Raw genomic sequence first — 10,323 nt, 5'->3', positions numbered from 1 at the left:
AAACATAAAACGCGTATTCCGTGTAGGAGCTGTCGAGTGCAACGAGGCTGCGATCTTTTGATCTAAAAGCCATAAAAAAGCCCCGCCTGGATTACCAGGCGGGGCTTTTTGTTAGCTGTCGGAATCAGACCAGAGGTTTAGGCTCGTGTTCTTTTTCCTGAGCTGCTTCGTGATGCTCGACCGCGTCCTGAACAGAGCGTGGTGCTTCGGCAATCACTGCTTCAACTGCGGCTTCTTCAGCAACCGGGGCAGGAGCTGCCTCGACCACTTCGGCAGCAACCGGAGCGGCAGCCTGTTCGGCCAGCAGACGCTCGGCTTCACGCTTGCGGCGACGCACTTCACGTGGGTCGTTCGGCGCACGGCCATTTTCGGTCAGTGCGCTGGCCGGAGCCACTGGAGCAGGTGCTTCGGCAACTACTGGTGCTTCGACCACTGGGGTTTCAACAACAGAAGCTTCTACCACCGGTGCTTCAACGACTGGAGCAGCCGCTTCAACCACTGGTTCGGCAACAACCGGAGCAGCTTGAACCGGCGCAGCTTCGAAGGCTGGCGCTGGGATTTCGGCTACGGCTGGTTCGGCAACCCAGTTGAATGCGGTCTGTTCTTCGCGAACTTCACGCACGGTTTCGGTTACGGTTTCGCTGACTGTTTCAGGCGCGGCCTCAACAACCGGTTCTGCAACAAACGCTGGCGCTTCGGCGATCACGGCAGGCTCGGCAGCGGCTTCAGCTTGAGGCTGATATTCGCGAACCGGCGCTACTTCGATTTCCGGAGCAGTCACTGCTTCAACCGGCGAGGTCGCTTCAACAACCGGCGCTTCTACTGGAGCAGTTTCCAGAGTAGCGGTGGCGCGTTCGGCTTGCTCGTGAGCTTGAGCTTCGGCCGGAGCGCTGATCACGCTGCTGGCAACAGCGGCGGTCACGGCCAGGCCAGCGGCCAGATCGGCAGTGCTCGGCTCGGCGCGTTCAGCGCCTTCAGCATTTTCAGAAGACTCTTCCGAACCTTCGATCTCGTTGCCGTTGGCATCACGCTGACGCTCACGACGGTTGCTGCGACGACGCTGACCGCGCGAGCGACGACGTGGACGATCGCCTTCGGCGCCTTCCGAGCCATCATCCGGCAGTTGCTCTTCGTTGCTGTTCAGATCAATGGTCAGATCGGTGTTGAGCTCTTCTTGAACAACGGCTGCGGCTTGTTCGGCACGCGGCTGACGCTCTTCACGCGGAGGGCGTGGAGCACGTTCTTCGCGCGGCTGACGGGCCGGACGCTCTTCAGCGGTGGCAGCGACAGCAACAGCAGCAGCGGCCGGAGTGGCATCCAGTGGCTCACGCAGTTCACGTACACGTTCTTCACGCTCGCCACGCGGCTTGCGATCTTCGCGTGGAGCACGCGGTGGACGTGGCGCACGTTCTTCGCGTGGTGCGCGTTCTTCACGGGCTACCGGTGCTTCTTCACGTGGCTCGCGGACTTCACGGGCTTCGCGTGGCTGACGCTCTTCACGCGGTTCGCGTGGAGCGCGTTCTTCACGAGGAGCACGTTCTTCGCGAGGCTTGCGTTCTTCATCACGGCGACCGTTGCGGTTGCGGCTCTGTTGACGACCGTTGCGACGCTCTTCGTTGCGCGCAGGACGCTCGGTGGCTGGTTTCTCAACCACAACCGGAGCAACTGGCTCTTCCTTGGTAGCGAACAGGCTGACCAGCGACTTCACCAGGCCTTTGAACAGGCTTGGTTCTGGCAGGGCAACTGGCGCGGCAACCGGAGCCGGTGCAGCAACTTCGGCCGGGACCGGAGCATTGGCGCGGGCCGGAGCAGTTTTCACTGCGGCTTCCTGGCGAACCAGAGTGCGGGTCGCGGCGGCTGGCTGAACTTCTTCGACTTCGGCAGCAGCGGCGGCAATTTCATAGCTCGACTGGCCGGTAGCGGCTTCCGGGCTGTCATCGCGCAGACGCTGAACTTCGAAGTGCGGCGTTTCGAGGTGGTCGTTCGGCAGAATGACGATGCGCGCACGGGTGCGCAGTTCGATCTTGGTGATCGAGTTGCGTTTTTCGTTGAGCAGGAACGCAGCAACCGGGATCGGCACCTGAGCGCGGACTTCAGCAGTGCGGTCTTTCAGGGCTTCTTCTTCGATCAGGCGCAGGATCGCCAGCGACAGCGATTCAACGTCACGGATGATGCCGGTGCCGCTGCAGCGCGGGCAGACGATACCGCTGCTTTCGCCCAGCGATGGACGCAGGCGCTGACGGGACATTTCCAGCAGGCCGAAGCGCGAGATACGGCCGATCTGCACACGGGCGCGGTCGGCTTCCAGGCATTCGCGGACTTTCTCTTCCACGGCGCGCTGGTTCTTGGCAGGGGTCATGTCGATGAAGTCGATGACGATCAGGCCGCCGATGTCGCGCAGGCGCAACTGACGGGCGATTTCTTCGGCGGCTTCAAGGTTGGTCTGCAGAGCGGTTTCTTCGATGTCGCTGCCTTTGGTGGCGCGCGCCGAGTTGATGTCGATGGACACCAGAGCTTCGGTCGGGTCGATAACGATGGAGCCGCCGGAAGGCAGTTCAACGACGCGCTGGAAAGCGGTCTCGATCTGGCTTTCGATCTGGAAACGGTTGAACAGCGGGACGCTGTCTTCGTACAGCTTGATCTTGCTCGCGTACTGCGGCATTACCTGACGGATGAAAGTCAGGGCTTCGTCCTGGGCTTCAACGCTGTCGATCAGCACTTCGCCGATGTCCTGGCGCAGGTAATCGCGGATGGCGCGGATGATCACGTTGCTTTCCTGATAGATCAGGAATGGCGCAGAGCGATCCAGCGAAGCTTCTTTGATGGCGGTCCAGAGTTGCAGCAGGTAATCAAGGTCCCACTGCATTTCTTCGCTGCTGCGACCGAGGCCGGCAGTGCGCACGATCAGACCCATGTCGGCCGGTGCAACCAGACCGTTCAGGGCTTCACGCAGTTCGTTGCGCTCTTCACCTTCGATGCGACGGGAGATACCGCCGGCACGCGGGTTGTTCGGCATCAGAACGAGGTAACGACCGGCCAGGCTGATGAAAGTGGTCAGGGCTGCGCCCTTGTTGCCACGTTCTTCTTTTTCGACCTGAACGATGACTTCCTGGCCTTCGCTCAGGACGTCCTTGATGTTGACGCGGCCTTCAGGCGCTTTCTTGAAGTACTCGCGGGAGATTTCTTTGAGGGGCAGGAAGCCGTGGCGCTCGGAGCCGAAATCGACAAAGGCAGCCTCAAGGCTTGGTTCGATGCGAGTGATCTTGCCTTTATAGATATTGGCTTTTTTCTGCTCGCGTGCACCGGATTCGATGTCCAGGTCGTAGAGGCGCTGGCCATCTACCAGTGCAACACGCAACTCTTCGGGTTGAGTTGCGTTAATCAGCATTCTTTTCATGTAGTACCGTCGGTTTCCGGGCTGCCGGAAACGGCGTTCGGCACACACGACTTCTCACGGTCGGTGTCAGGTGCGTCGGGAGTGGTTGGCCATTCCCGTGTCCAGCGACGTTGGCCAATTGGGCCGTTGTCGCGACGTACGCGTCCTGCTTGCTGTGGCTACTTAAGCACTCAGTCAGGAGGAGGAATCAACCGTGGCTGTGGACGAGATGAAGCGTCTTGAAAAACCTGTAGCTACACAGGCCAGCGGTTGTGCATCTCCACCCTACACGTATCCCTGATAATTCGGGTGCTGCCGCGCGCAGAATCCGCAGCGGGTTGGCATTTACCGTGAGCTCCGAAAGGGGAGGTCACGCATCATGGCTAATTTAGGCAACGTTTCCGAAGCTTCTGCTCGGGGTCATTCGTAGCTGACTGCACTTTGTGAACTGGCCGTGAATATGGCTCGCAGAGCGAGTGAGAACTCTGCTTTGCGGCGTGATTCAGGCCTCATGTCACCTGCGCTCGTTACAGCTGCAAACTCCACCGTTACGTAGCAAAAGCTCCGTAGGACGGCCTCGCGTCCTGGTGAATTGCGTTGGTCAGGGCCGGTTTTTGACCGTGATTCCTCTGTCCAGGCCGCTTTTGGCGGCGTTCGCGACTATAGCAGCAATGATTAAGTGCTTCAATTCCATAAAAAATTGATATCATCCGCGCCATGACGACTACTGCCCCTGTGACTCCAAGCGTTCAATTGCTTGAGGTCTCGCCGGAATATGCCGGCCAACGAATTGACAACTTCCTCCTCGCCCGGCTCAAAGGCGTGCCCAAGACCCTGATTTACCGCATTTTGCGTAAAGGCGAAGTGCGCGTGAACAAAGGTCGGATCAAGCCCGAGTACAAGCTGCAGGCCGGCGACATCGTGCGCGTGCCGCCCGTGCGCGTGCCCGAGCGCGATGAGCCGGTGCCACTCGCACAAGGCTTGTTGCAGCGCCTCGAAGCGTCGATCGTGCATGAAGACAAAGCCCTGATCGTGATCAACAAGCCTGCGGGCATTGCGGTTCACGGCGGCAGTGGCTTGAACTTCGGCGTGATCGAAGCCTTCCGTCAGTTGCGTCCCGACGCGAAAGAGCTGGAGCTGGTACATCGCCTCGATCGCGACACCTCCGGCCTGCTGATGATCGCCAAGAAGCGCAGCATGCTCCGCCATTTGCACGAGCAACTGCGTGGCGACGGCATTGACAAGCGCTATATGGCGCTGGTGCGCGGCAACTGGGCAACTTCGATCAAGCAAGTCCGCGCGCCGTTGCTCAAGAGCAATCTGCGTTCCGGCGAGCGCATGGTCGAAGTCAACGAGGAGGGCAAAGAAGCCCTGACCCTGTTCAAAGTGCTGCGGCGCTTCGGTGATTTTGCAACCATGGTTGAGGCCAAGCCTGTTACCGGCCGGACGCACCAGATTCGCGTGCACACCCTGCACGCCGGGCATTGTATTGCTGGCGACAGCAAGTACGGCGATGAAGGTTTCACCAAGGAAATCCGCGATCTGGGCGGCAAGCGCCTGTTCCTGCATGCCTACATGCTGACCGTGCCTTTGCCGGATGGCGGAAAACTCACCTTGCAGGCGCCTGTCGATGAAATGTGGGCCAAGACCGTGGAGCGACTGAGTGCGGCACCCTGATTACAAACTGCTGATCTTCGATTGGGATGGCACGCTGGCCGACTCCATTGGTCGGATTGTCGAGGCCATGCATGTGGCCTCCGAGCGATCCGGCTTCGAATTGCGCGATGACTTTGCGGTAAAGGGCATCATCGGTCTGGGCTTGCCCGAGGCTATTCGTACTCTTTATCCCGCGATCACCGATGCCGAGATGATGCTGTTCCGTGAGCATTATGCGGATCGCTATATAGAAGCCGAAGCGGTGCCTTCGCCGTTGTTCGAAGGGGTAGTCGAGTCGCTGGCCTCATTTCGTGAAGACGGCTATCACTTGGCGGTGGCTACCGGCAAGAGTCGGCGCGGGCTGGATCGAGTGCTCAAGGCGCATGGCTGGGAAGATTATTTCGAGATCACCCGGGCTGCCGATGAAACCGCGAGCAAGCCGCATCCATTGATGCTCGAGCAGATCCTCGTCCATTGTGGTGTGCGGGCCGAGCAGGCATTGATGGTCGGTGACTCGTCGTTCGATCTGCAGATGGCGCGCAATGCCGGCATGGGTTCGGTGGCCGTCAGTTATGGCGCGCAATCAATCGAAGCATTGCAGGCATACGAGCCGCTGCTCTCGGTTGACCGTTTTTCCGAATTGCACGCCTGGCTGGGCAAGCAGGCTTAATACGTTTTTGGGGTGGATGGCATGACCGACGAATGGAAAGCACCGGCCAAGGCAACTGCCGACGACGGTGACGCAAAAAGCTGGAAGTTGCTGGAAAAGACTCTGCTGGCCGGTGTGCAGGAACAGCGTCGCTCGCGCCGCTGGGGCATCTTCTTCAAGCTGCTGACGTTTGTTTACCTGGTTGTCGCGCTGATTCTGTTCACGCCGCTGATGGACATGGAAAAAAGCGCCACTCGCGGCTCCAACTACACCGCGCTGATCGACGTCACTGGCGTGATCGCCGATAAAGAGCCGGCGAGTGCTGACAACATTGTCGGCAGCCTGCGCGCAGCCTTCGAGGACAAAAAGGTCAAGGGCGTGGTCCTGCGCATTAACAGCCCTGGCGGCAGTCCGGTGCAGTCGGGTTATGTGTATGACGAGATCAAGCGTCTGCGCGGCCTGCACCCGGAAACCAAGCTGTATGCGGTGATTTCCGATCTGGGTGCTTCCGGTGCCTATTACATCGCCAGTGCGGCGGATCAGATCTATGCCGACAAGGCCAGTCTGGTCGGTTCCATCGGTGTGACGGCGGCTGGTTACGGCTTTGTCGGTACCATGGAGAAGCTCGGTGTCGAGCGTCGTACCTACACCTCCGGCGAGCACAAATCGTTTCTCGATCCGTTTCAGCCGCAAAAGCCTGAAGAGACTGCATTCTGGCAGAGCGTGCTGGACACCACGCACAAGCAGTTCATCAACAGCGTGAAGCAGGGGCGTGGCGATCGCCTGAAGGACAAGGAGCATCCGGAGCTGTTCTCCGGGCTGGTCTGGTCGGGTGAGCAAGCGTTGCCGCTGGGGCTGATCGATGGGCTGGGTAACGCCAGTTCGGTTGCGCGCGATGTGATTGGCGAAAAAGAGTTGGTGGACTTCACTGTTCAGGAGTCGCCGTTCGATCGCTTCTCGAAGAAGCTCGGCACGAGCGTGGCGGAGCAGTTGGCGATGTGGATGGGTTTCCACGGGCCGTCATTGCGCTAGATCGTTGGTAGATCAAAAGATCGCAGCCTGCGGCAGCTCCTACAAGATTCGTGTCGCCGCAAATAATGCGATCGGACATCGAACTTGTAGGAGCTGCCGCAGGCTGCGATCTTTTGCTTTTAAGGGATCTGCACGCCTTCGGCCAACAGCATGTCGATCAAACGAATCAGCGGCAGACCGATCAGGCTGGTCGCATCCGGCCCTTCAGTGGATTGAAACAGGCTCACACCCAGTCCCTCGGCTTTGAAGCTGCCAGCGCAGTCATAGGGCTGTTCGGCGTGCAGGTAGCGTTCGATGCGCTCCTGATCCAGTGTGCGCATGTGTACGGTGAATGGCACGCAGTCGACCTGGCACAGGCCTGTCTGGCTGTTGAGCAGTGCCAGGCCGGTCAGGAAGGTCACGCTGGCGCCGCTGGCGGCCAGCAGTTGCTCGCGCGCTTTCTCGAAGGTGTGCGGCTTGCCGATGATCTGTTCGCCGAGCACTGCGACCTGATCCGAGCCGATGATCAGATGATCGTGATGACTGTCGGCCAAGGCGTGAGCTTTTTGCTCCGCGAGGCGTTTGGCCAGTTCGATGGCTGACTCGCCCGGGCGGTGACTTTCATCGATGTCCGGCGAGCTGCAGACGAACGGCAGGCGCAGGCGGGCGAGCAGTTCGCGGCGATAGGGCGAGCTTGAAGCAAGTAATAAAGGCAGCATTCGCATCTCCTGAGGCAGGCGCGAATTCTAGCCGAGGCACGTAAGTGACGGACAGGGCGCAATTTCCTTTGACATGGCCGGGTGCATCCCTATAATGCTGCGCCTATGTTGAATGACCCGATTCCACCTCACGTTGACCCGCGCAAATTGGCTGATCGTGGCACTTCCCTTCAAGGTGAAATGCTGCTGGCCGATTTGGAGAGACTCTGCGACCCGCTTTCCGACAATGTCGGTACGGTGCAGGCGAAATTCGTTTTTGAACGAGATGAACGTAAATCTGTGGTAATCCACAGCTTTATCGACACCGAGGTCAAAATGGTTTGCCAGCGTTGTCTTGAGCTGGTCACCCTGCCGATTCACAGCGAATGCAGTTACGCTGTGGTGAAGGAGGGTGCGAATACCCAGTCGTTACCGAAAGGTTATGACGTGCTGGAACTGGGCGAAGATCCTTTGGATCTGCATGCACTGATCGAGGAGGAGCTTTTGCTCGCCTTGCCCATTGTGCCTGCTCATCATCCGGAAGAATGCCAGCAGCCGGAAGGGCTCGATGAAGAGCCTGAACCGAGCGAGGACGAGGTAACGCGGTCCAACCCGTTCAGTGTATTGGCGCAGTTAAAGCGTGACCCAAACGTTTAGGAGTTAATCAATTATGGCTGTTCAGCAGAACAAAAAATCCCGCTCTGCCCGTGACATGCGTCGTTCGCACGACGCCCTGACGGCGAGCACTCTGTCTGTAGAAAAAACCACCGGTGAAATTCACCTGCGTCACCACGTATCGCCAGAAGGCGTATACCGTGGCCGTAAAGTGATCGACAAGGGCGCTGACGAGTAATCACTTGTCTGCTCAAGTCATCGCGATTGACGCAATGGGCGGGGACTTCGGTCCCCGCAGCATTGTTCAGGCCAGTCTCGCTTGCCTGTCTGCTACGCCCTCGCTGCACCTGACCCTCGTCGGTCAACCCTCCCTTCTTGAAGAATTGATCGCTGGCCAATCGGCTGCGGATCGCGCGCGCCTGACGATTGTCGCGGCGTCCGAAGTCATCACCATGGACGAAAAACCTGCCCAGGCCCTGCGCGGCAAGCCGGACTCGTCGATGCGTGTCGCACTTGAGCTGTTGCGTGATGGCAAGGTTCAGGCGTGTGTCAGTTCGGGTAATACCGGTGCGCTGATGGCGTTGTCGCGATTTGTCCTGAAGACGGTGCCGGGTATTGATCGGCCGGCGATGGTCGCGGCGATTCCTACGCAGACCGGCTATTGCCAGTTGCTCGATCTGGGCGCCAACGTCGATTGCAGCGCCGAACAACTGCTGCAATTTGCGGTGATGGGTTCGGTGGCGGCGCAGGCGCTGGGTGTTGCCCGGCCGCGCGTGGCGCTGCTGAATATCGGCACCGAAGACATCAAGGGCAATCAGCAGGTCAAGCTGGCGGCGACGCTTCTGCAAGGCGCGCGCGGCATCAATTACATCGGCTTCATCGAAGGCGACGGGCTGTATCGCGGCGAAGCGGATGTGGTGGTGTGTGACGGGTTTGTCGGCAATATCCTGCTCAAGTCCAGCGAAGGCCTGGCGACGATGATTGCTGCGCGCATCGAGGCCTTGTTCAAGAAAAACTTCGCCTCGCGTGCGGTCGGTGCCTTGGCGTTGCCGCTGATGAGGCGCTTGCAGGCTGATCTGGCGCCGGCCAGGCACAACGGCGCGAGTTTTCTCGGGTTGCAGGGGATCGTGGTGAAAAGTCACGGTTCAGCCGGGGTGCAGGGTTTTCAGAGTGCAATTCAACGCGCGCTGATCGAGATTCAGGAGAATCTGCCCGAGCGCCTGCACGGTCGTCTGGAGGATTTGTTGTCTTAGGCGTTTTCGTCTGACAATGCTTAAATGTGACCGCCCGGTTCAAAGGGCCATCCAACTGTCAGTTTCTGGCGTCCCTCTGTCGGGGCGTCAATATTTCCGACGACAAGATCATTAGGGGCTTGTTACATGTCTGCTTCCCTCGCATTCGTCTTTCCAGGACAGGGTTCGCAGTCCCTCGGCATGCTGGCCGAGCTGGGCGCGCAATACCCGTTGATCCTCGACACTTTCAAAGAAGCTTCCGCTGCTCTGGGCTACGACCTGTGGGCACTGACTCAGCAGGGTCCGGAAGAGCTGCTCAATCAAACCGACAAAACCCAACCGGCCATTCTGACCGCTTCGATCGCCCTGTGGCGTCTGTGGCTGGCTGAAGGTGGCGCGCGTCCGGCTTTTGTTGCCGGACACAGTCTGGGTGAATACAGCGCGCTGGTCGCGGCCGGGAGCCTGACGCTGGCTGACGCGGTGAAGCTTGTTGAGCGCCGTGGCCAGTTGATGCAGGAAGCGGTTCCGGCCGGGCAGGGCGGCATGGCTGCCATCCTCGGTCTGGAAGATGCCGACGTGCTGGCTGCCTGCGCCGAAGCTGCGCAAGGCGAAGTGGTCAGCGCGGTGAACTTCAATTCCCCGGGCCAAGTGGTCATTGCGGGTGCCAAGGCTGCGGTCGAGCGCGCTATTGAAGGCTGCAAGGCGCGTGGCGCCAAGCGTGCCATGCCGCTGCCGGTCAGCGTGCCGTCGCACTGTGAACTGATGCGTCCGGCGGCCGAGCGCTTTGCCGAGTCCATCGCTGCCATCGACTGGCAGGCGCCGCAGATTCCTGTGGTGCAGAATGTCAGCGCACAAGTGCCGGCGGATCTGGATACTCTCAAGCGTGATCTGCTCGAACAACTGTACAAGCCTGTGCGCTGGGTCGAGTCGGTGCAGACTCTCGCCGCCCAAGGCGCGACCACGCTGGTCGAATGCGGTCCAGGCAAAGTACTGGCCGGTCTGAACAAACGTTGCGCTGAAGGCGTAGCGACTTCCAACCTCAATACCCCAGACGCTTTCGCTGCCGCCCGCGCAGCGATTGCCTGA

9 protein-coding genes are annotated in these 10,323 nt (G+C 59.5%); 7 read left to right on the top strand and 2 right to left on the bottom strand.

What is annotated here, in order from left to right; all coding sequences use genetic code 11:
- Positions 1 to 124 precede the first annotated feature (124 nt).
- Positions 125 to 3,397 carry a ribonuclease E gene (gene rne, locus ACOI8A_RS06000; protein WP_420646513.1) on the bottom strand — a complete coding sequence of 1,091 codons (3,273 nt, stop codon included), beginning with the start codon at positions 3,395 to 3,397 and terminating at the stop codon, positions 125 to 127.
- Positions 3,398 to 4,093: 696 nt separating this feature from the next.
- On the opposite strand from rne, the gene rluC reads away from it, so the two are divergent.
- The 3 genes from rluC to sppA are packed head-to-tail and all read left to right on the top strand — an operon-like array spanning position 4,094 to position 6,713.
- On the top strand, positions 4,094 to 5,053 hold the full coding sequence (gene rluC, locus ACOI8A_RS05995) for a 23S rRNA pseudouridine(955/2504/2580) synthase RluC (RefSeq protein WP_420646514.1): 960 nt from the start codon (positions 4,094 to 4,096) through the stop codon (positions 5,051 to 5,053).
- Positions 5,040 to 5,702 carry an HAD-IA family hydrolase gene (locus ACOI8A_RS05990; RefSeq protein WP_420646515.1) on the top strand — a complete coding sequence of 221 codons (663 nt, stop codon included), beginning with the start codon at positions 5,040 to 5,042 and terminating at the stop codon, positions 5,700 to 5,702. Before rluC ends, ACOI8A_RS05990 begins: the two co-directional genes overlap by 14 nt.
- A gap of 21 nt (positions 5,703 to 5,723) precedes the next feature.
- Positions 5,724 to 6,713, top strand: a complete 990-nt coding sequence (gene sppA / locus ACOI8A_RS05985) for a signal peptide peptidase SppA (RefSeq protein WP_420646516.1) — start codon at positions 5,724 to 5,726, stop codon at positions 6,711 to 6,713.
- A 119-nt stretch (positions 6,714 to 6,832) separates the two neighbouring features.
- Here the strand turns inward: sppA and ACOI8A_RS05980 are convergent, their stop codons facing one another.
- Positions 6,833 to 7,411, bottom strand: a complete 579-nt coding sequence (locus ACOI8A_RS05980; protein WP_420646517.1) for a Maf family protein — start codon at positions 7,409 to 7,411, stop codon at positions 6,833 to 6,835.
- A 105-nt stretch (positions 7,412 to 7,516) separates the two neighbouring features.
- Here ACOI8A_RS05980 and ACOI8A_RS05975 point away from each other — a divergent pair, with 105 nt between their 5' ends.
- The 4 genes from ACOI8A_RS05975 to fabD all read left to right on the top strand — a co-directional run bounded on the left by ACOI8A_RS05975 (position 7,517) and on the right by fabD (position 10,323).
- Positions 7,517 to 8,047 carry a YceD family protein gene (locus ACOI8A_RS05975; protein WP_420646518.1) on the top strand — a complete coding sequence of 177 codons (531 nt, stop codon included), beginning with the start codon at positions 7,517 to 7,519 and terminating at the stop codon, positions 8,045 to 8,047.
- Between the two features lie 13 nt (positions 8,048 to 8,060).
- Positions 8,061 to 8,243, top strand: coding sequence for a 50S ribosomal protein L32 (gene rpmF / locus ACOI8A_RS05970; protein ID WP_008152339.1), 183 nt, complete (start codon positions 8,061 to 8,063; stop codon positions 8,241 to 8,243).
- 4 nt (positions 8,244 to 8,247) lie between these two features.
- Positions 8,248 to 9,258, top strand: coding sequence for a phosphate acyltransferase PlsX (plsX, locus tag ACOI8A_RS05965; protein ID WP_420646519.1), 1,011 nt, complete (start codon positions 8,248 to 8,250; stop codon positions 9,256 to 9,258).
- A gap of 126 nt (positions 9,259 to 9,384) precedes the next feature.
- The gene (gene fabD, locus ACOI8A_RS05960) at positions 9,385 to 10,323 is read left to right on the top strand and encodes an ACP S-malonyltransferase (RefSeq protein ID WP_420646520.1); all 939 of its coding nucleotides are present in this window, start codon (positions 9,385 to 9,387) and stop codon (positions 10,321 to 10,323) included.

The organism is Pseudomonas sp. P4795 (genome assembly GCF_048822895.1).
GTDB lineage: Bacteria > Pseudomonadota > Gammaproteobacteria > Pseudomonadales > Pseudomonadaceae > Aquipseudomonas.
The sequence above is the reverse complement of the archived record's forward strand: the minus strand, read 5'-3'. Positions and strand labels throughout refer to the sequence as shown.

What these genes read in the sequence shown, in the direction of transcription:
- rne (WP_420646513.1), bottom strand. Translation starts at nt 3,397, where the DNA reads ATGAAAAGAATGCTGATTAACGCAACTCAACCCGAAGAGTTGCGTGTT.
- rluC (WP_420646514.1), top strand. Translation starts at nt 4,094, where the DNA reads ATGACGACTACTGCCCCTGTGACTCCAAGCGTTCAATTGCTTGAGGTC.
- sppA (WP_420646516.1), top strand. Translation starts at nt 5,724, where the DNA reads ATGACCGACGAATGGAAAGCACCGGCCAAGGCAACTGCCGACGACGGT.
- ACOI8A_RS05980 (WP_420646517.1), bottom strand. Translation starts at nt 7,411, where the DNA reads ATGCTGCCTTTATTACTTGCTTCAAGCTCGCCCTATCGCCGCGAACTG.
- ACOI8A_RS05975 (WP_420646518.1), top strand. Translation starts at nt 7,517, where the DNA reads ATGTTGAATGACCCGATTCCACCTCACGTTGACCCGCGCAAATTGGCT.
- rpmF (WP_008152339.1), top strand. Translation starts at nt 8,061, where the DNA reads ATGGCTGTTCAGCAGAACAAAAAATCCCGCTCTGCCCGTGACATGCGT.
- fabD (WP_420646520.1), top strand. Translation starts at nt 9,385, where the DNA reads ATGTCTGCTTCCCTCGCATTCGTCTTTCCAGGACAGGGTTCGCAGTCC.